Source organism: Streptomyces yokosukanensis, from assembly GCF_001514035.1.
In the GTDB taxonomy this organism is placed as follows: domain Bacteria; phylum Actinomycetota; class Actinomycetes; order Streptomycetales; family Streptomycetaceae; genus Streptomyces; species Streptomyces yokosukanensis.
Genome location: NZ_KQ948207.1, coordinates 671871 through 696508, shown reverse-complemented (window position 1 = coordinate 696508; position 24638 = coordinate 671871). Strand labels below are relative to the sequence as shown.

At 69.3% G+C, this 24638-nt stretch carries 21 protein-coding genes and 1 pseudogene; 14 read left to right on the top strand and 8 right to left on the bottom strand.

Annotated elements, in window-relative coordinates; translation table 11 throughout:
* The first annotated feature begins 112 nt into the window (after positions 1–112).
* From AQI95_RS06280 to AQI95_RS06260, 5 genes are all read left to right on the top strand, one after another.
* On the top strand, positions 113–922 hold the full coding sequence (locus AQI95_RS06280; RefSeq protein WP_067118858.1) for a hypothetical protein: 810 nt from the start codon (positions 113–115) through the stop codon (positions 920–922).
* 60 nt (positions 923–982) lie between these two features.
* Positions 983–2494 carry a serine hydrolase domain-containing protein gene (locus AQI95_RS06275; protein WP_079071082.1) on the top strand — a complete coding sequence of 504 codons (1512 nt, stop codon included), beginning with the start codon at positions 983–985 and terminating at the stop codon, positions 2492–2494.
* A 533-nt stretch (positions 2495–3027) separates the two neighbouring features.
* Positions 3028–4437, top strand: a complete 1410-nt coding sequence (locus tag AQI95_RS06270) for a family 2B encapsulin nanocompartment shell protein (protein WP_067118515.1) — start codon at positions 3028–3030, stop codon at positions 4435–4437.
* 10 nt (positions 4438–4447) lie between these two features.
* A complete protein-coding gene (locus AQI95_RS06265; RefSeq protein WP_067118512.1) occupies positions 4448–5605 on the top strand; it encodes a family 2 encapsulin nanocompartment cargo protein terpene cyclase in 1158 nt (385 codons plus the stop codon).
* Positions 5606–5635: 30 nt separating this feature from the next.
* The gene (locus AQI95_RS06260) at positions 5636–6487 is read left to right on the top strand and encodes a geranyl diphosphate 2-C-methyltransferase (RefSeq protein WP_067118509.1); all 852 of its coding nucleotides are present in this window, start codon (positions 5636–5638) and stop codon (positions 6485–6487) included.
* 302 nt (positions 6488–6789) lie between these two features.
* On the opposite strand, the gene AQI95_RS06255 is transcribed toward AQI95_RS06260, so the two are convergent.
* The 3 genes from AQI95_RS06255 to AQI95_RS06240 all read right to left on the bottom strand — a co-directional run bounded on the left by AQI95_RS06255 (position 6790) and on the right by AQI95_RS06240 (position 9871).
* Positions 6790–7230: a VOC family protein gene (locus AQI95_RS06255; RefSeq protein WP_067118506.1), complete on the bottom strand. Its 441-nt coding sequence runs from the start codon at positions 7228–7230 to the stop codon at positions 6790–6792.
* Positions 7231–8160: 930 nt separating this feature from the next.
* The gene (locus tag AQI95_RS06245) at positions 8161–8778 is read right to left on the bottom strand and encodes an NADPH-dependent F420 reductase (RefSeq protein ID WP_067118500.1); all 618 of its coding nucleotides are present in this window, start codon (positions 8776–8778) and stop codon (positions 8161–8163) included.
* Positions 8779–8896: 118 nt separating this feature from the next.
* The gene (locus tag AQI95_RS06240; protein ID WP_067118497.1) at positions 8897–9871 is read right to left on the bottom strand and encodes a zinc-dependent alcohol dehydrogenase family protein; all 975 of its coding nucleotides are present in this window, start codon (positions 9869–9871) and stop codon (positions 8897–8899) included.
* Between the two features lie 158 nt (positions 9872–10029).
* Between AQI95_RS06240 and AQI95_RS47220 the strand changes: the two genes are divergently transcribed.
* Entirely contained in the window at positions 10030–10272 is a 243-nt protein-coding gene (locus tag AQI95_RS47220) for a hypothetical protein (protein WP_159056470.1), read from the top strand.
* Between the two features lie 377 nt (positions 10273–10649).
* Here the strand turns inward: AQI95_RS47220 and AQI95_RS48790 are convergent, their stop codons facing one another.
* The gene (locus tag AQI95_RS48790) at positions 10650–10787 is read right to left on the bottom strand and encodes a hypothetical protein (protein ID WP_244188653.1); all 138 of its coding nucleotides are present in this window, start codon (positions 10785–10787) and stop codon (positions 10650–10652) included.
* A gap of 345 nt (positions 10788–11132) precedes the next feature.
* On the opposite strand from AQI95_RS48790, the gene AQI95_RS50100 reads away from it, so the two are divergent.
* The 5 genes from AQI95_RS50100 (at position 11133) to AQI95_RS06220 (ending at position 14960) form a co-directional block, all read left to right on the top strand.
* On the top strand, positions 11133–11843 hold the full coding sequence (locus tag AQI95_RS50100; RefSeq protein WP_208614081.1) for an oxidoreductase C-terminal domain-containing protein: 711 nt from the start codon (positions 11133–11135) through the stop codon (positions 11841–11843).
* Between the two features lie 264 nt (positions 11844–12107).
* Positions 12108–12941: a PIG-L family deacetylase gene (locus AQI95_RS06230; RefSeq protein WP_067118492.1), complete on the top strand. Its 834-nt coding sequence runs from the start codon at positions 12108–12110 to the stop codon at positions 12939–12941.
* A 103-nt stretch (positions 12942–13044) separates the two neighbouring features.
* The gene (locus AQI95_RS47215; protein ID WP_159056469.1) at positions 13045–13185 is read left to right on the top strand and encodes a hypothetical protein; all 141 of its coding nucleotides are present in this window, start codon (positions 13045–13047) and stop codon (positions 13183–13185) included.
* A 793-nt stretch (positions 13186–13978) separates the two neighbouring features.
* The gene (locus tag AQI95_RS06225; protein WP_107121555.1) at positions 13979–14584 is read left to right on the top strand and encodes a TetR/AcrR family transcriptional regulator; all 606 of its coding nucleotides are present in this window, start codon (positions 13979–13981) and stop codon (positions 14582–14584) included.
* Between the two features lie 10 nt (positions 14585–14594).
* A complete protein-coding gene (locus tag AQI95_RS06220; RefSeq protein ID WP_067118486.1) occupies positions 14595–14960 on the top strand; it encodes a VOC family protein in 366 nt (121 codons plus the stop codon).
* A gap of 24 nt (positions 14961–14984) precedes the next feature.
* On the opposite strand, the pseudogene AQI95_RS06215 reads toward AQI95_RS06220, so the two are convergent.
* A pseudogene (locus tag AQI95_RS06215) lies at positions 14985–15537 on the bottom strand (transposase); the annotation flags it as partial.
* A 77-nt stretch (positions 15538–15614) separates the two neighbouring features.
* Between AQI95_RS06215 and AQI95_RS47210 the strand changes: the two are divergent.
* The gene (locus tag AQI95_RS47210; protein ID WP_159056468.1) at positions 15615–15758 is read left to right on the top strand and encodes a hypothetical protein; all 144 of its coding nucleotides are present in this window, start codon (positions 15615–15617) and stop codon (positions 15756–15758) included.
* 57 nt (positions 15759–15815) lie between these two features.
* Positions 15816–16376: a GNAT family N-acetyltransferase gene (locus AQI95_RS06210; RefSeq protein WP_067118484.1), complete on the top strand. Its 561-nt coding sequence runs from the start codon at positions 15816–15818 to the stop codon at positions 16374–16376.
* Between the two features lie 676 nt (positions 16377–17052).
* Here the strand turns inward: AQI95_RS06210 and AQI95_RS06205 are convergent.
* The 3 genes from AQI95_RS06205 to AQI95_RS06195 all read right to left on the bottom strand — a co-directional run bounded on the left by AQI95_RS06205 (position 17053) and on the right by AQI95_RS06195 (position 20274).
* Positions 17053–18414 (bottom strand): peptidoglycan-binding protein, encoded by a 1362-nt coding sequence (locus AQI95_RS06205; protein ID WP_079071078.1) that lies wholly within the window; start codon positions 18412–18414, stop codon positions 17053–17055.
* 289 nt (positions 18415–18703) lie between these two features.
* Positions 18704–19096 (bottom strand): peptidoglycan-binding domain-containing protein, encoded by a 393-nt coding sequence (locus AQI95_RS06200; RefSeq protein ID WP_107121554.1) that lies wholly within the window; start codon positions 19094–19096, stop codon positions 18704–18706.
* Between the two features lie 128 nt (positions 19097–19224).
* A complete protein-coding gene (locus AQI95_RS06195; RefSeq protein ID WP_244188652.1) occupies positions 19225–20274 on the bottom strand; it encodes a GH25 family lysozyme in 1050 nt (349 codons plus the stop codon).
* Positions 20275–20824: 550 nt separating this feature from the next.
* Between AQI95_RS06195 and AQI95_RS06190 the strand changes: the two genes are divergently transcribed.
* Positions 20825–24607 (top strand): nSTAND1 domain-containing NTPase, encoded by a 3783-nt coding sequence (locus AQI95_RS06190; RefSeq protein ID WP_067118472.1) that lies wholly within the window; start codon positions 20825–20827, stop codon positions 24605–24607.
* Positions 24608–24638 lie beyond the last annotated feature (31 nt).

Here is a 24638-nt window from a genome sequence, read left to right as displayed (position 1 = left end):
GGCCGCAGTCTAGCGAGCCTCACCAGCTTTCAAACACTGTTTGAAAATTCCCCGGAACGCACTAACGTCATGATCGGCAACATTGCATACGGCTCGGAGGGGGGTGGTGACGATGGACATCCTGTTGTTCAACGTGACCACGGCGGCACTGATGGTGCTGATGTTCAACGGCGGTCTGGCCCTGGTCGGCCAGAGCACGCTGGAACGGCGGCGGATACCCTGGGCGGCCGTCGGCCTGTCCGGGCTCGCGCTCGCCGGGGTGGCCCTCCAGCTCTGCTGGTCGGGAGCGATGGGCGCGCTCGACGCAGACCCGTCGAAGTCCGGCTGGTGGCGCGTGGTCACCTCGGTCTTCATGCAGAACGGCGGCTTCGGCGGGGCGGCCTGGAACATCGCCACCCTTGCCGCCGTCGCGGCCTTCGCCGACTGGTTCTGGGGTGCGCCGCTGACGCTCGGCCTGTTCGCCGCGGGCATCCTGCTGCCGGAGCAGATCGACAAGCTGTGGGGCCAGACCTCCCACAGCACCGACCCCCGCAACTTCGCCGGCAGCTCCGGCGCCACCTACTTCCTGGGCGCGACGCTGGCCGCGGCCCTGCTGCTGCGCGGCGGAGCCGACGAGAACCCCGGCAAGGCCGTCGGCCACGGTGCCGAGCAGGGCTCCGACGACCAGGGCGCGAGCCGCGGCAAGGCCGTCCGCAAGAACCGGCTGCTCGCGCTCGGCGTGCCGGTGCTCGGGCTGGCGATGTGGTTCGCGCAGGAGAACGGGCACGGGCTGGTCTCCTGCTACGGCTTCGCCCTCGGCGCACTCGCCTGGGCCACGTGCCGCAGCGTCCTGCACCCGGACCGCGACCTCCGGCAGCCGCCGCGTACGACGGTCGCCTCGCTTACCGGGCTCGTCGGCCGGCGCAACCGCAGCGCCGGCTAGCCGCCAGGCCCCGCCCCCAACCCACCCGCGCCTTTCCACCGTGACCACGAGGGAGCCAGCATGTCGGAAAACCTGAGCCGGGAAGTATCGAAGCTTGTCGACCAGGAGGTGGCCAAGATCCTGGAAGAGACCGACCGCGACGTGGCCCGTACGGTCAACCGTGCGCTGGGCGTGAACGACGGCGCCCCGGCGTTCGACACCGCCCGCTGGCAGGCCCGGCTCGGCGAGCTGCTCGCCGCCCACCACATCCCCGGCGCCACCCTGGCCGTGCTCGCCGACGGCGAGATCCACGAACTGGCCGCCGGCGTCCTGCACACCGGCACCGGCGTCACGGTGACCACGGACTCCGTGTTCCAGATCGGCTCCGTCAGCAAGGGCTACACCGCCGCCATGGTGGTCCTGCTCTCCGACGCCGGGAAGCTGGACCTCGACGCGCCGGTCGCGGACGTCCTGCCGGACTTCGCGGTCGCCGACGCCGGGGCCACCCGGACGATCACTCCGCGCCAGCTGCTCAACCACACCAGCGGCATCGAGGGCGACTACGTCAACGACACCGGCCGGGGCGACGACTGCCTGGCCCGCTACATCGAGGGTGTGCGCACCGTCGGCCTGACCAACCCGCCCGGCGTCACCATGTCGTACTCCAGCACCGCTTACAACGTCCTCGGCCGGATCGTCGAGGTGGTCACCGGCCAGACCTGGGACGAAGCGCTCAAGGAGCTGCTCCTCGCCCCGCTCGGGCTGGAGCACACCATGACCCTGCCCGAGGAGGTGCTGCGCTTCCGCGCTGCCATGGGGCACATGGGCGAGCCGGGCGAGACCCCCGTCCCCACCCCGCTCTGGAACATGCTGCCGCGCTCGGCGGGCCCGTACGGCGGGATCAGCGCGACCGCCGCCGACGTGGCCCGGTTCGCCCGGGCCTTCATGGACGGCGGTGCCGCGCCGGACGGCACCCGGGTACTGCCGGCCGCCGTGGTCGACGCGATGCTGACCCGCGAGGTCGAGATGCCCGACCAGTGGTTCCTCGGCGCCCACTGGGGCCTGGGCTGGGGCCTGTTCGAGTGGGACGGCGCGCGCGGCTTCGGCCACGACGGCAGCACCTTCGGCCAGCTCGCCTACCTGCGCGCCATCCCGGAGAAGGGCCTCGCCATCGCCCTGCTGACCAATGGCGGCGGCGCCGCGCCCAAGGTGTTCGAGACTCTCTGCCGCGAGCTCTGCGCCGAACTCGCCGGGGTCACCATGCCCGGATTCGCCCCGGCCACCGAACCCCTGGCCGTGCAGACGGAACCGTTCCTCGGCAGCTACAAGCGCGAGGGCTTCCTCATGACCATCACCGACGGCGACGGCGGCCCCGGCACGCTACGGCTGAGGTACGAGGGCGCGGACGGCCTGGCGGGCACCTTCGACCCACTGGTCTGGCACCTGACCCCGGTCTCGCACACGCCGGCGAAGACGGTGTTCGCCGGCCGCCGCAACGAGAAGGACGCCTGGATACCCGTCGTGTTCTACGCCCTCGCCGACGGCAACCGGTACGTCCACTTCGGCGTCCGGGCGACGGCCAAGTCCGCCTAGACGCCTCCGGGCGTGAGTCCGGGGTACGGCCGGGGGTGCCCCTGCCGCACCCCGGACGTGCCCGCGCTGTTCAGCTTGCCCGGGTACCGAGCCATGAACCGGCATCGACGAGGGCCAATGCCAGCGGGCCCCCACGGCCGGCCAACAGCCGCTGACCAGCCGGTCCGCGCGGCCGCCCTCCCTCAAGCACGACCGTTCCGACCGGCGCTCGCCGGTGGAGGTTATCGGCCACCTCGCTCGAAGGCTGCACGGGCATCAGGGCTCACGCACCACACCGGATCCGCCCGCCCAGGATGCAGGACCCAGACGGCCATCACGACATAGTGGATGTATCGACCACCTCTGACCGTCAAGGGAGCCAGGTGGGAAGGTGCGTCCCCCGCTCGTCCAGTGGCGCAAACATGTCGGATTTTCCTCCGGCCGTCTCGACCAACATCATCTGACGTTGATTCACTTGCGCCACAGGAGCCTCACGAGCCGACCGGCCTGTACAGGCTCCTTCTTGATGCAGGCGCCCATACGAAGGGACCAGGATGTCGCAGCCGGAGCAGCCCGACCACTCAGCGGGCCGGGCTCAGCTCAGTCTCGGGATCGCCGCCGCGCGGAACCTGACGACCACCACCAAGACCGTGCCGCAGATGCAGGGCATCAGCTCACGGTGGCTGCTGCGGATGCTGCCCTGGGTGGAGGTGGCGGGCGGAGCGTACCGGGTCAACCGGCGGCTGGTGTACGCGATAGGCGACGGCCGGGTGACGTTCGTCCAGGAGGGCACCGCGGTCAAGGTCGTCCCCGCGGAACTGGGCGAGCTGCCGCTGCTGCGCGGTTTCGGCGACGAGGCGGTGCTGCGGGCCCTGGCCGAGCGCTGCGAGCAGCGCGCATACGAACCCGGCCAGGTGATTGCCCGGCAGGGCCGGGCCGTCGACCACGTCTACCTGATCGCGCACGGCAAGGTCGAGAAGCTCGTGCCGGCCCAGTACGGCGAGGAGACCCGTCGCGGCGTGCTGGCAGACGGAGGGTTCTTCGGCGGGCAGATGGTCGCCGAGCAGCCGGGCACGTGGGAGTTCACGGCTCGCGCGCTGACGGCGTGCACGGTGCTGGCGCTGCCTCGGGAAGCGTACGAGGAAGTGGCGGGCCGGAACGAGGGGCTGCGGGCCCACGTCCGGCAGTGCCAGGCGGAGAAGGCACGGCCGCGGAACAAGAAGGGTGAGGCGGCCATCGCCCTCGCTTCCGGTCACACGGGCGAGCCGGTGCTGCCGGGCACGTTCGTCGACTACGAACTCCGGCCCCGCGAGTACGAGCTGAGCGTCGCGCAGACCGTCCTCCGAGTGCACAGCCGGGTCGCGGACCTCTACAACGACCCGATGGACCAGGTCGAGCAACAGCTGCGGCTGACCATCGAGGCCCTGCGCGAGCGCCAGGAGTCCGAGCTGGTCAACAACCCTGACTTCGGACTGCTGCACAACGCCGACTACGGGCAGCGCATCTCCACCCATTCCGGCCCGCCCACCCCGGACGACTTGGACGAGCTGCTCAGCATGCGGCGCGGGACGAAGGCGTTCTTCGCCCACCCGAGGGCGATCTCCGCGTTCGGCCGCGAGTGCAACAAGCGGGGTCTCGCGTTCGACACCGCCGAGGTCGGCGGACACCCCGTACCGGCCTGGCGCGGCGTCCCCCTCCTTCCGTGCGGCAAGATCCCGGTCTCCGAGCAGGGCACCTCCGCGATCCTCGCGATGCGGCTGGGCGAGGGTGAGCAGGGCGTCGTCGGCCTGCGGCAGACCGGGATCCCGGACGAGTACGAGCCGGGCCTGAACGTCCGGTTCATGGGCATCAACGAGCAGGCGGTCATCTCCTACCTGGTCAGCACCTACTACTCGGCGGCCGTTCTCGTGCCGGACGCGCTCGGCGTCCTGGAGAACGTCGAGGTCTTCGGCACGCCGTCGTAAGGAGAAGTCTGTGTCACTGCTGTCCCGGATCGCGGCACCCACGGCACGTCACGACGTGGCGCGGATCGTGGCCGAGCTGCTCGCCGAGCACCCCGGTGCCCGCCCGGAGGGGCCGGCGCGAAGGACCGCCCTGCCGACCGGACCGACGGGGCTGGGCACGTCGGCCGCGCGGATCACGGCCAGGCGCAAGGACGCCGAGGGAACCGAGGTCCCGGAGCTGTACTGCCCGCCCGCGCTCCGCGACGACCCGGCGCTCGCCGAGGAGGTCAACACCCGCCTGCTGGCGTGGGCCGAAGAGATCGGCCTCTACGCCGGGCGCCTCGACCGTGTCCGCGCGGCGGACTTCGGGCGCCTGATGATGCTGGCGCACCCGGACACCGACGACCCGGACCGGCTGCTGGCTGCCGGCAAGTGCGCCCTGGCGGAGTGGGCCACGGACGACTACTACTGCGACGACGAGACGATGGGGTCCGCGCCGGCGCTGCTCGGCGCGCAGCTCGGCGTCGCCTACGCTGCCATCGACCCCGCCCACCCTCCACTCCGCTACGTTCCCGCCGTCGAGAAGGCCATGCAGGACGACCCGGTGCGCACCGCCCTGCGCTCCGCCTTCGCACACATGGCCCGATACGCGGACTGGTCCCAACTGGCCCGGCTGCGCCACGAGGTCGCGGTCCTGTTCGTGGGCTACGGACAGGAGGGGTCCTGGCGCACCCAGGGCCGGATGCCCGCCGTCTGGGAGTACCTGGCGCACCGTCAGATCAACAGCTTCGTGCCGTGCGTCGCGATGACGGACATGGTGGGCGGCTACGTACTGCCCGGCGCGGAGTACGCCGATCCGCGCGTCCGCCGTGCCGTGACCGTGGCGTCCACCGCCGCCACGCTCGTCAACGACCTGTACTCGATGGCGAAGGAACACAAGTCGGACAGCGTGGAGTTCAACCTGCCGGCCGTGATCGCCGCAGAGGAGCGCTGCACGCCGCGCGAGGCGATCGAGCGCAGTGCGGCGATCCACGACGAGCTCGTCCGCACCTTCGAGACCGAGGCGGCGGCACTGGCTCTGACCGGCTCACCTCAGCTGCGCCGCTTCCTCACCGGGGTGTGGGCCTGGCTGGGCGGCAACCGCGCCTGGCACAGCGGCAGCCAGCGCTACGCCTCCACCACTTCCTGACTTCCGCACTCTGCTAGGAGCCCCACTCTCATGACCACTACCCCCGCTCCCGTCCTGCGCACCGCGTACCAGAAGTCCGTGGCGGACTACTGGAACGCCGAGAAGAACCCGGTCAACCTGCGCCTGGGCGACGTGGACGGCCTGTACCACCACCACTACGGCATCGGCGACTACGACCCCTCCGTCCTGGACGGCCCCGAGGACACCCGCGACGAGCGCATCATCGCCGAACTGCACCGCCTGGAGTCGGCCCAGGCCGATGTCCTGCTCGATCACCTCGGGCCCATCGCCCCCGGCCACCGTCTGCTGGACGCCGGCTGCGGCCGCGGCGGCACCAGCATCATGGCCAACGCCCGCTTCGGCTGCCAGGTCGACGGTGTCTCCATCTCCGAGGCTCAGGTCGAGTTCGCCAACGGCCAGGCCCGCGAGCGGGGTGTGGGCGACAAGGTGCGCTACCACTTCCGCAACATGCTGGACACCGGTCTTCCGACCGGCGCGTTCCAGGGCATCTGGAACAACGAATCCACCATGTACGTGGACCTGTTCGACCTCTTCGCCGAGCACGCCCGCCAACTGGCCTTCGGCGGCCGCTACGTCGTCATCACGGGCTGCTACAACGATGTGACGGGCGGCCGCTCCAAGGCCGTCAGCCGCATCGACGAGCACTACACCTGCAACATCCACCCCCGCAGCGCCTACTTCAAGGCCATGGCCGCCAACGGTCTGGTCCCGATGAACGTCGTCGACCTCACCGACGCGACCATCCCCTACTGGGAGCTGCGCGCCAAGTCCTCGCTGGTCACAGGCGTCGAGGACCCCTTCCTGACGGCGTACAAGGAGGGCAGCTTCCACTACCTGCTGATCGCGGCGGACCGAGTCTGAGCCGGTGGGGGGCTGGCGCGGTGGGTGGCTTCCGCTCCGTTCCAGCCCCCAGGCCGAGTTCGGGCATCAGGACGGTCTCCTCGTGGAGGTCGTCTCCTCGTGGAGGTCGTCTCCTCGGCGCGGCGGAGACGGTGACGCTGTCACGGTGCACCGCCCGGCAGGTCGAAGTCATTCCGCGCATCCAGCGGCACTCCGCTGCCCACCTGCGCGATTCTTCCTGATCCGCCGACAAAGGATGGCCGGCTGCCTCAAGGCCGGCCGGGTGTCCGTTCCCTGTGGGTGCACGACCCCTTCGGCGCCCTTCAACTGAGTTGCTCGGCGAGTCCGACGACGATGCCTTCGGGGCCGCGGACATAGCAGAGCCGATAGATGTTCTCGTACTGCACGATCTCGCCGACGAGTTCGGCGCCGTGGGCTCGCAGGCGGGCAACGACATCCTCGATGTCGTCGACGGCAAACATGACGCGACGCAGGCCGAGCGTGTTCGCCGGCGCGTCTTTCGGCTCGGGGGTGATGGCCTTCGGCCTGTGGAACTTCGCCAGCTCTACTCGCCCGTGGCCGTTCGGAACCCGCAGCATGGCGATGTCCTGCCGGACGTCATCGAGCCCGATGACACGCTCCGCCCCACGCCATTCGAGTGGCCCCTTACCCTCCAGCTCCATGCCGAGTTCGACGAAGAACGCAATGACAGCCTCAAGGTCGTCGACGACGATGAGGACGTTGTCCATCCGCTGAATCGTCATGCTGGGCCTCCTTCGCATGGCACGGCCACAATAGCCACTTCCTGCTCCTGAGACGGAGCTGACAAGCCGTCCTCGACATCCTCGGCCACATACTCCGTGGAGGACCGCAGGACTGTCGGGATCATCGAGCTGGACCGAGGCAGCGAACTCTGGTCCCTCGACAGGTGATCCGCCGCGCAGCCGCAGCCGCAGCCCCAACCAATTCCGGCACTCAATCCAAACCGGCAACTGCTGACAGACGAGCGCGCACTGCCGCTGAGCCCGTGTCAGGAGAGGCGAAGGGGAATCCCGTCGCGGCCGCCGGTACCAAGGGTCCGCCGCGTCGCCGGAGGCATCGCCGGGTGAGCGCTGAGTACTCCACGCGCTCGCAGCTCCTCAAGGTCGGGCAGGCGGACCCCGGGGAGGGCGTCGAGGAGATCGGCCTGCGCCGCGCGGATGCTCTGCGGGGCCTGGGGACCGGTGCCAAGGGCGCGGCGGACTGTCATGCAGTCATCGTACGGGCGACACGGACGAGGAAACACCTGCACCCGTGTCCGCCCCACGTCCTGGACCTGCGCGCCGCCGGCGGAACCGTCGGGGCCATCAAGGGCTGGCGGGACGCTGTCTGCTGGCCTCGCTGTTTCGGTTGCGATGACGAGACGTCTCTCATCATCCATGGCTGGGACGGGTAGCCGTCAGCCGGCTGGGCGGGGCAAGACAGCGAGCCGGTGGAAAGCGGTGGCCGGTTCATGTCTCCAGGGCCAGGTCGCGGAGATCCGCAGCCGTAGGCGGCGGCCGCCGCGGGTGGGGCGAGCTGCGACATGCAGGATCCGGTAGCGCAGTCTCGGGCCTCCCGCAGGACGTCGGCGGGCGACCCACCGCGAGTATGGACGACACGACGGCTCATGCGTTCCTCCTCGACGCTGGGCGCGCGTGCGACGGGCGGGGGCGTCAGCTCGCATTCTGAAGCAGGAAGTGCCGTGCGCTGAGCGGACCGTCGAGCTGCATCAGCCGCCCGCCCTCTCGCAGACCACCGAGGTCCAGGGCGGCGAACCCGAACTCGTCCAGCAAGCCGGCCACAGCCGCCTTCGCGTCGGCGTCGTCGCCTGCGTAGAAGACCACCTGACAGCCTTCCTCGTGCTGGGGGTCCGCGGCGATGAACTCGGCGAACAGGGTGTTGAACGCCTTCACGATCCGCGCTCCGGGCAGGCGCTCGGCGATCCATTCACTGCCCGTGAGGTCACCGACGTCGTACCGGCCCCGCCAGGGGTTGGCAGCGGCGAACTGATTCGTCGTGTCGACGACGGTCTTCCCGGACCAGTCGGTGACGCCGGTCAGGTCCGGTACGGCGAAGAACGGCACCGCGAGGAAGACCAGGTCCGGCTGCGCCGCCTCCTCGGCTGTCACCGCGTGGGCTTTCGGCCCCAGCTGCTCCACGACCGCCTTGAGTGTCTCCGGGCCCCGACTGTTGCCGATGTGTACCTCATGTCCGTGACGGACGGCCTTGTCGGCGACGGCTCGGCCGACCTGTCCCGCACCGAGAATGCCGATGGTGCTGTGTACGGTCATGCTGCTCGTCCTTGATTGTGTGTCGGGGCGGTTTCGGCGGCCCTGCAGCGGTTGTGTGATCGCCTCCGGCCACTTCCTTTCGGGGTGGTCCCGGTTTCAGCGGCAGGTGTGGCGGTGCCTACGCGCGATGCGGATTGAAGTCCAGGAGGACCTTGCCGTTCTTCCGGAAGTACGCGAGTGCCTCGGTGAAGTCCGCCGCCTTGTAGACGGGCGCGGAGGGCAGGACGAGTCTTCCCTCGGCGACCAGCCGCGCGGACTCCGCGTTCAGAGCCGGAAGGCGAGGAAGGAACTCGTCCTCGTACATCCAGAACTCCGTCGTGGTGATGTTCTTCGTCCTCAGCACGTCAGGGTCGGGCGTGAACGGCCGGCCGCTCAGATATCCGTAGATCACCAGCAGGGCGCCGTCGGTCAGCACGTCCAGCAACAGCGCGGTCGCCGTTCCGCTGACGCCGTCGAGACCGAGGAGCACCGGGTCAGCGCCGATCGCCTCACGTACGCGCGTGCCGACGTCCGCCGAGTCGACGACCACGACGTCGGCGCCAAGGTCTTCGAGTTCGGTCACGAGTTCCGCGCGGCGCACGATGTTGATCGTGCGCAGCCCGCGCGCCTTGGCGAAGACGATGACGGACCGACCTACCCCGCTGTTCGCCGCGTTCTGCACCACCCAGGAACCTGCCGGCAGGTCGCGCCGCGCGACCAGGAGCCCCGCGGTGACGGGATTGATGCCGAGCATCGCGGCCTGATCGAGGCTGATGGACTTGTCCAGGGCGGCCAGGTCCGCGGCCTCGGCCACGACCTGCTCGGACCAGGAAAATACGCCGAAGGGAAGCAGGACTCTGTCACCGGGACGAACCTCCGTGACGCCGGGCCCCATGGACACGACCGTGCCGACGCCCTCGTTGCCGATGGCAGTGGGCAGCTCTGGGCGAACGGGGTAGACGCCCTGAGCCAGGAGGAGGTCGTGGTGGTCGAGCGGGGCATACTCGACCTGGATCAATGCCTGCCCGGCGGTGGGAGCCGGGGGCTCGGGCACGTCCACAACCTTCAGGCTCTTCTCCGGCTCCCCGAACTGGGTGAGGTGAATGGCGAGCATGGGACACGACTCCTCGTTTCGAGACATCGGGTGCGGACGAAGTAGTGACTCAGTGACGTACTCCCATCGCAACAGTTCGGACCTCCCGTCTGGGCGGCCCTTCGGGCTCGCGCCTGTTCTGGTTCTGGTCCGACGGAATCGGCGTCGGGGCTGATGGCATGGTCGGCAACGACGAACCGGTTCGGGAGCGACTTCCAGCCCGGCTCAAAGGCCGGCGGCTCGCCGAACGCCGTCTGCGCGCTGTCCAGTTCGGCGGGCGGACAGCCCTCGTTCGAGCCGAGCGTGGACATGCCCTGATCGACCCCGAAGGACTCGACGAAGACCAGCCCTTTGACGTACGCGAGCTTGGGCGGCCCAACGGCGCTCACGCCCTCGCCGATGAGACGAGCCACCACACGTGACCGGCTCGATACGTCCGCGAATGCACCGTGTGCGAGCACCAGGGCGGTGGGCGAGGTGGCTGAGGCCATGGTCGCCTTCCTCTTCGTATCCCGCCGACGACCTCAGCTCCACAGGGAGGCCGCCGGGCCTGGTGCGGGGCGGGCACCACCGTGCTCCAGCCATGCGGGGCCCCTCGAACACGACAACGTTCCAATGAAAGGCACAATCCCGCATCCCGTGCAGTCCGTGGTCGGCTTCGCTCTGGCCATCACCCCTGGGGGAAGGCCATCACGCTTCGCGCTCGCAGACATGAGAATCGCCGTGCTCGACGACGGCTGCCGCTCCCTGCGGCGGCCGGGTGCCGTCATCCGGCGCAGCCTGCCGCCGCGCGGTCGGGTCAGGGCACGCTGGTGACGTCGGCCCAGTGGACGGCGCGTCCGGGTTCCGCACGGTCGCCGTGCGCGGCGGTGAGCTGATCGACGGTGCCCGGGTCGAGGCTCAGTCCGATGTTCGGTGGAGGCTGGACATGTTCCACGGCGTTGATGACAAGTTCGGAGACCGTCAGCAGCACCGAGTCGGCCGCGCCCTCGGCGACACTCCACCGAGTCAGCAGCTCTGTGGTGATCTTGTGGGCTTCTCCGGCGGCTTCCGGGCGGTGCGCCAGCCACCGTGGCGCCTTGGTTGTGACCAGAACCCCTGACGGTCCACGACACGCATATCCCTCCTCTATATAGATTGTCTATATAGATAGAGAATAGAAATATGATATATACATGAGGGTACGGGCGAGACAACCGAAGAGGGTCTCCAGGAGGTGGCGGCGGCGCTGAACGAGCTGGCCACCGGGATGGTCAGACACGTTCTGTCGGAGCGGCAGAGCATGAGTCTGGAAGGCATCGCCCAACCGTCGATGACCGCTCTGGTGCAGGGGCTGGAAGACCAGGGTCTGGCCACTCGAGTAGGCCGTCCCGGGGACGGGCGGGTCGAACAGGCCATGGCCGCGGCCGGCAACCTGCTCGGCGACGCGACTGCGTTCACTCCGGTGCCCTACTTCTGGACCGACCAGCACGACACCAGGATCCAGGCGTACGGAATCTTCCCGCCGGACGCGGAGATGCGGATCCTCTACGGCGACCCGTCGAACGGCCACTTCGCCGCCACCTACGGGCACCGTAGGAAGGTGGTAGGCGCACTGGGCTGGAACGCCCCCCGCCAGGTGCGCACGCTGCGCCGCCTGGTCGTCGACCGCACATCGTGGGCCGCGATCGCCGTGGCTGGGTCATCGCCGACCAACCCCTGGGTGCTCGCCGGCCTCGTCGGCGGAACGCCCACCATCGGCTTCCTCGCGGCCGGACCGGTGTCCGCAGCCCGGCCGGACAGATGGGGCGCCCAGCCGTTCGCCGTCGCCGGATGCGTCGTGACGGCCGCCTCCTTCGCTGGGCTCCTCACCCTGCCCACCGACTTCCCCTACGGCCTCTTCGCCGCCCTGGTCCTGCTCGACGGTCTCGGCAACGGGCTGTTCACAGCGCCGAACACCACCCCGATTGCCCGCATCTCGGAAGTGATGCCGTTGGTGATCTCCACTCGGTGACGTGAAGTCTGCGGACCGCGACGGTGTTCACGTCTTCATGGTGCTGCTCTGGTGGGAATGGGACGGTTTCGGCGGTCGGAGGTTGGCCGCGCCGGGAACAGCCGGTCCGGTCGGCACCGTTACATCGACCGAGGGACCGGCGCCGCACGGGCGGGGAACACGGAGACCACGAGGTCGTCCGCCCCACCAGGATCCGGGCCCCGGGTTCGCGGTACGCCCGCCGCGCACTCGGACCAAGACGTATTTCTACAGGAGGACTGTTTCATGACTGACCGGCCCTTGACACTCATGGCAGTGCACGCGCACCCCGACGACGAGGCCACCGGAACGGGAGGAGTCCTCGCGCAGTACGCGGCGGAGGGCATCCGCACGGTTCTCGTGACGTGTACCGACGGCGGTTGCGGTGACGGGCCGGGTGGTGTCAAGCCGGGCGACCCCGGGCACGATCCGGCGACCGTCGCCTTGATGCGCCGTCAAGAACTCGAGGCGAGCTGTGCCGTCCTGAAAGTCAGCGATCTGGAGATGCTGGACTATGCCGATTCCGGGATGACTGGCTGGCCGAGCAACGACGCCCCCGACTCCTTCTGGCAGACCCCCGTGGAGGAAGGCGCCGCCCGACTCGCGGAACTCATGCGGCACTACCGACCCGATGTGGTCGTCACCTACGACGAGAACGGCTTCTACGGCCACCCCGACCACATCCAGGCCCACCGCATCACGATGGCTGCGCTGGAGATGACCGCGCTGACACCGAAGGTGTATTGGACGACGATGCCCCGGTCCATGATGCAGCGGTTCGGGGAGATCGTGCGCGAGTTTCATGAGGACATGCCTGAGCCGGATCCCGCAGAGGCCGCCGCGATGGCCAAGATCGGACTCCCCGACGACGAGATCACCACGTGGGTGGACACCACGGCATTCAGCGGTCAGAAGTTCGACGCGCTGGCCGCGCACGCCAGCCAGGGCGAGAACATCTTCTTCCTCAAGATGGGCAAGGAGAGGTTCGGTGAGTTGATGGGCATCGAGACCTTCGTACGTGTCCAGGACGCCACCGGCGCGGCGGTACCCGAGAACGACCTCTTCGCCGGACTGCGCTGATCCGATCTCCTGGCCAGGCTGATCCGTCCCGATCGGCGGACCGGGTCCGCGAACACCGTGTGGGGCGTGGTGCAGCCCAGACCTGCAAATGAAGGAGCACACGGTGCTCCGCCGGATCGTCTCTGAGGGATTTCGTGAGAGCAATGTCCAGAAGGAATGGCACAAGGTCCGTGGCGACGAGGAACAGGGCATGTGCGGCCGCGAAATCGCCGAGAACGCGGAAGAACTACCTGACGACGCCTGAGGCGCCGTAGGGAGCTGGTCTGGTTCACCGGTTCCGTTTCAACGGAAGAAGCCGGGGCGGGGAAGGGGAACGACGCTGCTGGCGTCGTTCCCCTTCCGCTGTTCGGGAGTGGGAGCGGGAGCGGGTGAAGTGAGGTGCTGATCCTCGCGTCCTCACGCATACCGACGCTCTGGTGGCTGATGACGCAGACGCCGACGGAGGCCTGCGAATCGAAGGAGCAGACGTGTCGCCGCACCCGCGGGTCCGCCTCGCGGTAGCCCGGTGGGCTGTAGGCCCAGACGCCGCCTGATCCCGTCTGGTTCGGCTCGGACGCCGGTCCGGCGCCCACCGGCGGTGGCCTGTCGCCGGCCCAGCGTACGGTCGAGCACCCGCTCGGTGTGGCGTGAGCGCCCATGGAGCAGGCCGGCCACGGCCACTCTGAAGGTATGGCATGGCAGCGCGGCCAGCAGCCCCAGGACTCGGCCCGCCGACCGCAGCCGGGATGCCAGCAGCCAATCGACGACGTCCAGCAGGACCTCGGCGACCAGTAAATGGCCAGTGCAGCGGCCGATCGCCGGCGGTGACTAGCATGGCGTGCTTCCAGAGGTCGTTCGGCATCGGCAGTATGTGTTCGGTGCCGAAGCCGCCGTTGCCGTCGCCGATGTAGAACGTGACCGCTCCGTCGGTCCAGGCGACGACCAGGTCACCCTTGTTGCCCCCGGTGCACTCCCCGGCGATTCCTTGACCGGAGTGAACGCTCACTCCGATACTTGTCTCCATGACGACCGCACCCAGTCGGCGAAGAGCACCGGCGATGGACCCCGACAGCCGCCGGGAGATGATCGTTCGAGCCGCGCTTCCCCTCGTGATCGAGCACGGCAGCGCGGTGACGACACGTCAGGTCGCCCGGACCGCAGGCATCGGGGAGGGCACCATCTTCCGCGTCTTCGCGGACAAGGAGGAACTCCTGGACGCGTGCGTGACCGAGGCGCTCAGTCCGGCCCACGCCCTCGACGAACTCGCCCTGGTGTCCATGGACCAGCCGCTTGCCGACCGGCTGACCGAGGCTGCCTCGGCGCTGCACGCCCATCTGGACCGGGTCGGCGCGGTGGTCGGGGCCCTTCATGCGACGGGCGGGCGGGGACGAAGTGGCCGTCCGGGCAGCGCAGGGGCCCCGCCTGCTCGTGCCGCCGGTTCCCAGCCCGTTCGGGAGGCACTCGCCGAACTCTTCGAACCTGAGGGAGAGTTGCTGCGTTTGCCTCCCGAGCAGGCAGCATTGATCTTCCTGGGTCTCCTGTTCGTCGGGGCCGACAGGCCGCCATCCGGAGGCGAGCCGGGGCATCCGGGGCCGCAATTGGGAGTGCGCGACCTCGTCGACGTCTTCCTGCACGGCGTCCTGTCCCAGCCAGTCGAGAAATGAGAGACAGAGCATGTCCATCACGCTGAACCACACCATCGTTCCAGCCGTCGACAACGAGGCGGCAGCGCGCTTCTTCGCCTCCCTCATGGGACTGGACTATCGAGGCGCAGACCGGCATTTCGCGCCGGTGCGGGTCAACGACTCCCTGACGCTGGACTTCATGTCCGTCGAGAATCCGGTCGGCCACCACCTGGCCTTCGACGTGGACCCGTCGTCCTTCGACGAGATCCTCGCCCGGCTCAACTCCGCCGGAGTGCCCTATGGCAACGATCCCAGCGAGCCCGACAACGGCCGGATCGACCACCCGTTGTGCCCTCGCGGCCTGTACTTCACCGATGACGCCCATAACCTCTACGAGGTCATGTCCCCCAGGTAGCGGCCATCCGGTTTTGTCGGCGGCACTGGCCAGCCCTTTCTCGCTTTGGAATGTCTCCTCCACCCGCCATCTGGAACCTGCGACCTTGACCAGAGTGGCAAGGGTGCCAGCGCGGTGGAGTGGGAGCGGTAGTAGGCGAGTTCAGCGGTGGTGCGGTTACGGCGGATCAGCAGCTGGTGGCGGCCGCGTGCCGCTTCGGCAAGGTCGATGCCGGCCCAGTCGTAGAACCGCTGCCCCCTTTGCGGCGCGTCCGGCCGAGAGCTTCCACCAGGCCCGCTTCGGCACCTTCCGCGCCCGGACATTCGGAACGTGCCTGCGGCGGTGGGCACTTCGGCCGAGCAGGCGCCACCGCGACGACGTAACCGACGCCGTGGTTCTCCAGAGCCGTCCGCAGTTTCGGGTTGCCGCCGTAGACCTCGTCCTCCGTGACCCGGCCGACGCGGTGTCCGGCGTCCAGGAACCGTTCGATCATCATCCGGGCCAGTTCCGGCTTGGTCGCGACGACGGCGTCCTCACTGAGCCTTGCGGCCCGGCAGCGCTCCGGGAACCGGGCCGCGATGCGACCCATGCCCACCTCGACCGCCTCCCGCCAACGCGCGGGATCTACGCTGTGACCTGCGGCCACCGTCACTTCGCCAGTCCACACAACTCACGATGATCAACCGTGGCCGCACCCGATCCCGCACCGGCTCCCAGCAGCAAGATCACGATCTACAGCTGGAGTACTACCCGCAGGGCTGGAATGCTGGAATGGTCGACGGACTGCGGCCGGCCCGCGCGCCCCGGCAAGTCTGGTGAGCCGACGGACTGCACACTTATGCTGCCTCGTCCTATAGGTCAGAGAGGATCCGCACCATGCGCAGCAGCACATTGCCCTTTCCCGATCGCATCAAGCTCACAGGGGAAGGTCTCGTCCTACGTGACTGGACGGAAGCGGATCTGGCCGCGATGCCGGGTTTGTTCGACCATCCCGACATCGCGTACTGGACGCCGATCGTCTCACCCTTCGATGAAGCAGCAGCTCGCGCACGGCTGGACCGGGACCGGCAGTTGCGGGCGGAGGGCGGGACCATCCTGCTCGCCATTACGGTTGACGGCCGCGCGCCACTCGGCGAGGTGATGCTGCGGCACTCCCCCGAGGCCACAGAGATCGGCTACGCGGTCGGCCCGGCGCACCGCGGCCAGGGGCTGGCGGTGCGGGCAGTACGCGTGATGGCTGCCTATGCCTTCGAGCAACTGGGCGTGGAACAAGTGATTCTGGAGTTGGAGGCCGAAAACGCCGCCAGTGTGGCCGTGGCCACCAAAGCCGGCTTCAGCCTGCTCGACGTACCGCTGATCGAGGGGGAGGAAAAGGGACGGCCCTACACTCTGCAGACGTGGGGCCTGCGAGCAGCATTGCAACGCAGTTCAGTGTGATGGTCCGCCGCTGGAAGTGGGGGCGGCCAGTGGCGCACAGGACGGCGGCGTGGAGGCCCTCAGCACCGTACTGGCAACGGATGTCTTCGCCCTGCTGCGGCAAGCCTCGGTCCACAGCGAGAGGGGTGAGGACGGCGGACAGACCCGAACAGGGGCAGCGCCTCGCCGCCGGAGGCACGCAACTCGCCTTCCGCGCACTGAGATGAGAAGGCCAAGCCTGGCCCCGGCGGGGCGGACAGGGGGCCGTCCACCGCCGGTCACCGAGCACACCTCGGTCTGCCAGGAACCGCTCCGGGCTCCTCACCGACGTTCTACGACGGCATCGACGTCGTCACCGACAACCTGTCCTCGCACAACAGCATCGTGCCAGCTCCTCATCGTGCCTGACGCCGGCATCCTGCTGTCGATGCGATCCCGGTGACCAGCCCTCTTTGACGTCAACGCCGGTTCTTCAATGCGGCACGACAGCTGCCTGGTCACCAGAGCAGGCCGTTGCACGCCCCACTTGCTCCACATCACCCGGGGCGTGCAGCTGGCCAAGCGCTTCCAGCCGTGGATCCCTCTCGTGGCGCGGTTCAGCTTCCACTCCAAAGCCTGGGTGAGCAGCTAGCCCCGAGCCCTGCCTCGCCCTGGCCCAGTCGCGTCGCCTGCCAGTTCGCGGCCTTCAGCGGTGTGATCATTGTGTCGCGGGCTCGGCGGGCGGGACCGTCGTGCGCAGTGAGTGCCAGGTTCTCGCCCCCAGGATGCCGTCGGGCGCCGAACCTTCCTTGCTCTGGAGGGAGATGACGGCCCGCTGGGTGTTCGTGCCGTACCGGCCGTCGACACCCGCGGTGCCGAGTTCGTACCCGAGGCGCTGGAGCAGGCATTGTGCTTCGGCGACTTCCGTCCCGCGCGAGCCCGGTCCGCGCACGGAGTCCTGCGTGTCGCTGATGCCTGCGTACCAGAGCCCGTCGCGCTGATGGAAGCGGCATCTGTACGGCGGCACGTATTTGACGTTGAAGGTGGTCCAACCGGTGTGCCGGCCCGTGGCTCCGTCCGTCACCCTCACTCGGTAGGTGCCCCGCTGGTCCGTGCCGGAACAGGGCCAGGCCAGCTTCAGTGACCCGTCATTGTTGACCGTCCCCGTGGTGGACACGTTTTGGGGCGTGCTGCCGTCCGGCGCGATGACCTCGTCCGTGTACCGGCCACCCGGGGTGAAGCCGCTGGACCGGTTGACCAGCGTCTGGTCGGCTCGCGTACAGGTGCCGACCATCTCCAAGTGCAGCGGCTCGGGCCTTGCCAGCCACCAGGCGGTCGCTGCCGCGGTGGCGAGTACCACGCTGGAACCGATCAAGACCTTGCGATTCCTCCACACCGGGACCACGAACGGCAGCGGAGGACGCAACCCGGCCCTGTCGAGCGCGGCCGGGCCCGCTTCTCCGAGGACTTGCTTCGCCCACCGGTCGGCGCGGCTGATCGTGAGGCTCCCCAGTCCCTCCTGCCTGTGGTGCGCGGTGATCAGACCGATGATCCGGCCGTGCGCCCACACCGCCGCGCCGGACATGCCCTCCCACGGAGAGCGGTGCGGATCCGGATCCTGCTCGGGTTGCTGAACCCGGAATTCCAGGACGCCCTCCCTGCGGCCTGTGAGGAGCGCGATACCACCGCGCGCGTGGAAGGAGTCGCGGTACATGCCCGCCGCGTCCTGACGTCTCTTGAAGAGCGGGAAGCCCAGCGCACTGCACGTCAGGCCCGCGTCCCGATCCCTCACCGCCCCGAACTCGGCGGCCCTGATCCGCCCGAGGGACTTCGGAGGTGCGCTCAGGGCCAGGACGGCGACGTCGATCGTCTCGTCGGACCAGGCAACCGTGGCCTCCGTGTCCCACAGGACGGCTCCGTCCTTCTCGGAGCGGACGTGGATCCGCTGTGCCCCGGCCACCACGTGGGCCGCGGTGAGGACGGTGTCCGCGCGCACCAGATATCCCGAACCACGCTGACCGCTCCCGTCGTGCCGGGCGACGATGATTTCGGCGGCCCGTACCGCTTGTAAGCCCCTCACAGGCGGCCGTTCCTGCGTAATGCTCCGGTCATGCCACTATTGGCTGGCATCGCGCACCTCTCACAAAAGCGAGTGCTTTCGACTAGTACTCCTGCGCGGGCGCACCGTCCCGCACGGCACGAGTTCAGCGTTCTCCCGGCTCCGTTGTCCGCGCAGTTGTCCGATCAACTCTGCAAGACTGGTGCGCCCGCCCGGGGTTGAACCGGGCGGGCTCTCGTGATCCATTCCGGCTCAGAGGCTCGACAGTGCTCCCGCCCCACCCGGTCATGGCCCGAGGGGACCGGAGTGATCAGTAGCGGCAGTCCTTGCCGTTGCCCCACCAGTAGTCGAGCTTGGACCAGGTGTTCGGGCCGATGATGCCGTCGTCCGTGATGCCGGCGCAGTAGTGCTGGAAGTCGACGACCGCGCGTCGTGTGCCGCTGCCGAACCAGCCGTCCACAGTGACGTGGCGGTTCATGACGCTGTTCAACTCACACTGGGCTTCTTTCACGGCGAGCGTGGTCGTGTCAGAGGCGTTGGGCCCGTGGCCGTCGCCGATCGACAGCTGCGGTTCGGCTGCGGTGTAGTAGCAGTTGTACGGGGTGCCGGCGGGGTGGGCGCCGGTGTCCGACTGGGCGAGTGCCGGCGTCGCCAGGAGTCCGACGGAAATGGCTGCGACGGCAGAGACCGCTGCCACACGCATGCGATTCATTGTTCGCTCCTCCTTCGATGGATGTGCCTGCCCACGCTGATGGGATGGCCTGTGATGGTCGGCATCGGCGCCCGCTTCGTCGGAGTGCCTCTGCCAAGCGTGGTGAAGCCGGTGTCAGGTCAGTTGACCAGCGCCAGCCAGGTGTTGGGGCCGACGACGCCGTCAGGGGTGAGCTGATTGCGGGTCTGGAAGGCGACCACGGCGTCATGCGTGGCGGCACCGAAGGAGCCGTCTACGGACAGGGCGGCACCATGGGCTTTCAGTTCGGCCTGCGCTGCGCTGACAGCCGGGCCGCGGGCGCCTTGCCCAACGGTGGTGATGAGGGCTTGCCAGGTCTTCGGGCCGACGACGCCGTCAGGGGTGAGCTGATTGCGGGTCTGGAAGGCGACCACGGCGTCATGCGTGGCCGCTCCGAAGGAGCCGTCTACGGACAGTGCCGCGCCATGGGCTTTGAGGAGGTACTGGATGGTGGTCACCTGGCGGCCGCTGTAGCCCTGCTGGACGACCGGCCATGCGGCGGCCGGTGGCGGCGGCGGGGGCGTGTAGGTGCCGTTGGCGGCGAGGTTCCGCAGGTCCTGCTGGGTGCCGTTGAAGACGTCCTGGTCACCGGGAAAGGTACCGGAGTCGGAGGTCTGCCAGAGGGCGTACGTGGACCAGCCGTTGGGCAGGGGGTGCGGGGTGCCGGTCCAGCTGCCGATCCAGATCAGGTTGGTGGCGGCGAAGGCGGTGGAGTTGCCGGTGCACTGCGCCCACCAGGACGTGTTGGTGTTGATCACCGGGTGGCGGCCGGTGCGGCGCCGGTACTCGTCGTCGAATGAGGCGATCCAGCCGACCGTCGCACCGGGGTTGACCCCGTAGCAGGTGGGCAGGCCCGGCGTGGCTTCGATGTCCAGGACGCCGGGGAGGGTCCTGCCGTCGGGTCGCCAGGCGCCTCCGTGGTCGACGAAATAGTCGGCTTGGGCGCTGCCGGAGGCCTTGTCCGGTCTGGCGAAGTGATAGGCACCGCGGATCAGGCCGACTGCTGCCGCACCGTCGTACTGCTGGGAGAAGCGGGAACTGATGTAGGAGGTGCCCTCGGTCGCCTTGACGTAGGCGAAGGAGGCTCCGCCGGCGGCGACCGCCGACCAGTCCACGCTCTCCTGGTAGGCGCTGACGTCGAGTCCTCGCACGGCAGCATTCGTGGCCTGCCGCGGCCGCGTCACCTGGGCCGTCGCGGATGCCGCGACCGGGGCGACAAGCAGTGCCGCCGTGACGGTCACCGCGGTCAGCCCGCCGAATAGCCCCGCCCGCACACCGCGCCTTGGGTCAACACCCCTGAAATGGCGCGGAGTTCGGAGATACAACGTCATTCATGGACTCCATTCACGCGTTTCGCGTCCTGCACCTCTGACCACTGGCCTCGGCTCCGTGGCGCGTCTGTGTGGCGCCGTTCCGCCCGCCCCCGGTCCGCACGCCGCAGGCAACAACGGGCCGTTGTGGGCGGTGCACGCGGCCACGGCCTTGGGCCGCATCACTCGCCGTCGGCCTACAGGCTGCTTGCCCACCTCATGTTTGTGGTTCGGCACGTTGTTGCGCACGCCCGCATCGCCGAGTGCAACAAACGTCGCCGCAGGTCGGCCGTAGGCGACGATCGGCTGAAACAAGCTGGTCAGGTATGCGACGGTGACGAAGAAGGTGCCACTGTTGTCCCTCACTGCCGGCGTTGACCGTGGGGGCGGAATGGGGCGTCGTGAGGGACCGCTGGATCCGGCGGCCGGGCCGGTCCAGCGTTTCGCGTTCGACTTGCGCAAGCTTCGCCAGGAGGCCGCGGGCCTGACCTACCGGGCCATGGCGCAGCTCACCGGCTATTCGGTCGCGACCCTGTCCAGGGCGGCCGCAGGCGGTCAACTGCCTTCGCTGGAAGTGGTATTGGCCTATGTGGGGGCGTGCGGGGCGGATCCCGAGGAATGGGAGCAGCGCTGGCGGGCGGCGGCGCGGGAGGTGGCCGCCGAGCCGGGGGATGCAGATGACGCGAACGCCCCGTACCGAGGCCTGACCCGCTTCGAACCCAGTGATCGTCACCTGTTCTTCGGGCGTGACCATCTCGTGGCCCGCCTGACCGAACGGGTGCGGGTCTGCCGCATGGTCGCGGTGGTGGGCGCCTCCGGCGGCGGCAAGTCCTCCCTCCTGCGCGCGGGGCTCCTCCCGTCCCTCCAAGACCAGCAGTCATCGCAGTGCCGACTGGCGGCCATACGAATCCTCACTCCGGGGCCTCGCCCGGCGTCCACCCACTCGCGCGCGTTGACGGCAAGTCAGGAACCTGGCGAGACGGTGGTCGTGGTCGACCAGTTCGAGGAACTCTTCACCCTGTGCTCGGACCCGGCGGAGCGTGCGGCATTTCTCGACCTGCTGGTGAGCGCGGTGGAACCGGAGAGCAGACTGCGGGTGGTGATCGCGGTACGGGCGGACTTCCTCAGCCGCTGCGCCGACCATCGCCCGCTCGCCGCCGCCCTCACCGACACCACCTTCCTGCTCGGCCCCATGGGGCCGGCCGAACTGCGCGACGCGATCGTCAAACCCGCCGCGGCCGCGGGGCTGATCGTGGAGCGCACGTTGACGGCGAGGATCGTCGAGGACGTCGCCGAGGAACCCGGCGGACTGCCGCTCATGTCCCACGCTTTGCTGGAGACCTGGCGCCGCCGCAGAGGCCGCACTCTCACGCTGGCCGCCTACGAGACCACAGGGGGTGTCCACGGCGCCCTCACCCGCACCGCCGAGGACCTGTACACCCGCCTCTCGCCGGAACGGGCCGAGGTCGCCCGGCGTATCCTGCTGCGTCTGATCACACCCGGTGAAGGGGCTCAGGACACCAGCCGTCCCGCCGAGCACGCCGAGCTGCAGGCGCTGAGCGCCACAGGACGGTCCGCCGACACGGCCTCGGTGCTGGAACAACTTGCTCGTACGCGGCTGGTCACACTCGACGGCGACATGGTGCACCTGGCGCACGAGGCGTTGATCACCGCCTGGCCGCGACTGCAGTCCTGGATCGACGGTGCCCGCGAACGGCTTCGGGTCCACCGCCAACTCACCGAGGCCGCTCGGGCCTGGCACGCGCTCGACCGGGACACCGGGGCCTTGTACCGCGGCACCCGCCTGGTCACGGCCGAGGAGTGCCTGACCGGGTGTCGCGCGGACCTCACGCCGTCCGAGGCCGCGTTCCTCGACGCCAGCATCGCCGCCCGCGAACAGGAGCGGCGGGTGGCGGCTCGCACCGCCCGGCGCATCCGGGCGCTGCTGGCGGCGGCGTCCGCCCTCCTTCTGATCGCGGCGACGGTCGCTGTCATCGCCTTCCAGCAGCGCTCGCTGGCCCGCGCCGGCCGTGACCGCGCAGTGGCCGAGCAGGTGGTGGCCGAGGCGGGCCAGTTGAATGCGACCGATCCGTCGCTGGCGGCGCGGATGTATGTGGCGGCGCACCGGCTGCGGTCGGACCGTGAAGCCGCCGCGGGCCTGCTGGACACGCAGAACACGGCGCTGTCCTCCGTACTGTCCGGCCACACCCGGCCGGTGTACGCGGTGGCGTTCTCACCGGACGGGCGCACCCTCGCCACCGGGGCCGGTGACAGGACCATCCGGCTGTGGAGCCTGGCAGACCCCGCACACCCCGTCCCGCTCGGCAGGCCGCTGACCGGGCACAGCGACTGGGTGTACTGGCTTCAGTTCTCCCCGGACGGTCACACCCTGGCCAGCGCCGGCCGGGATCGTACCGCCCGGCTGTGGGACGTCCGCGATCCGGCGTATCCCAAGGCCCTGGGCAGGCCGCTGACCGGTCACCGCGACTTCGTCTTCTCCGTGTCGTTCAGCCGTGACGGACGCACCTTGGCCACCGCCAGCCACGACCGCACCGTTCGGCTGTGGGACGTCTCCGACCCGGCACACGCCAGGGCCCTGGGCCACCCGCTCATCGGGGCCGGCGATGCCGTCGCCTCGGCCGCGTTCAGCCCGGACGGCCGTACGGTGGCGGCCCCCGGCCACGATCACATGATCCGCCTCTGGAACGTCACGAACCCGGCCCGCCCGCAGCCGTGGCGGAAGCCGCTGAGGAACCCGGACGTCGTCTACGCGGTCGCTTTCCGCCGGGACAGCAAGCTCATGGCCAGCGTGGGCGAAGACCAGAAGGTACGGCTCTGGGACGTGTCCAGCCCCGCGCACGCGAAGCCGCTGGGCCAGCCGCTGACCGGTCACACCGGTACCCTGCTCGCGGTGGCGTTCTCACCGGACGGCCGCACACTCGCCACCGGCGGCGCGGACCACACCATCCGACTGTGGGACGTCTCCGACCCCCAGCATCCGGCTCTGCTCGGGCGGCCGCTGATCGGGCACACCGGATTCGTCAACTGGCTGGCGTTCAGCCCCGACGGGCAATCGCTGGCCAGCGCGAGCGACGACCACACCGTACGTCTGTGGCATCTGCCGCGCGCCGTCCTAGCCGGCCATCTGGGCAACGTCACCGGCATCGCCTATCGCGGTGACGGCCGTGTTTTGGCAAGCGCGAGCGCCGGAAGCGTACGGCTGTGGGACGTCCGCGATCCAGCGGGCGGCAGGCAGTTGAGCGAGCTGCCGGGTCAGCGTCTCGCCGTCCGGATGGTGTTCCAGCCGCGGGGCCGGTTGCTGGCGAGCGCCGACAGCGACGGCACCGTCTGGCTGTGGGACGTCTCCACCCCGGATCGCCCCCGGCATGTCGGCCTGATCCACACCGGCGGCACCGACCAGACGGACGGAGTGCTGGCCTTCACTCCTGACGGGCATGTACTGGTCACAGGCGGCCCCAAGCACCGCCTACGGCTGTGGAACGTCACCGACCCCGCACGCCCCGCCGCCCTCGGCAGCCCGCTGACCGGCCACATCAGCTTCGTCCACTGGGCGGGCGTCAGCCCGGACGGCCATACCCTGGCCAGCACGAGCGAGGACGACAAGGTCCGCCTGTGGGACATCCGCGACCCGGTCCGCCCCAGGCCACTGCCGGACATCCGCACAGGCGACACAGGCGGCACCTTGTGGGGCGCCTTCAGCGCTGACGGACGGCTGCTGGCCACCGCCGGCGTCGGCCACGACGTACGCCTGTGGAACGTCGGCGTTCCCGCGCACGCCTCGGCCATCGGCAGCTCGCTGACCGGTCACACCGCCCGGGTGACCTGGGTGGGCTTCAGCGCGGACGGCCGCACACTGGCCTCCGCCGGCGAGGACCAAAACGTCCTGCTGTGGGACCTGACCGACCTCGCCCGGCCGGCTCCCTGGGGCAGGGCGCTCACCGCTGGGCACACCGACGCGATAGAGACGGCCGCGTACCGCCCGGACGGGCGCCTTCTGGCCACAGCGGGACCGGACGGCACCATCGAGTTCACGCCCCTCGGCCTCGACCCAGCGATCCGCCGAATCTGCGCCAGCACCGCCGGTCAACTGACCCGGGCGCAATGGCGGGACTACGTGCGGGAACTCCCCTACGCTCAGCCTTGTCGCGCCTGACGAGTCCTCGCCGCCGAGCGCCCGCCGATGT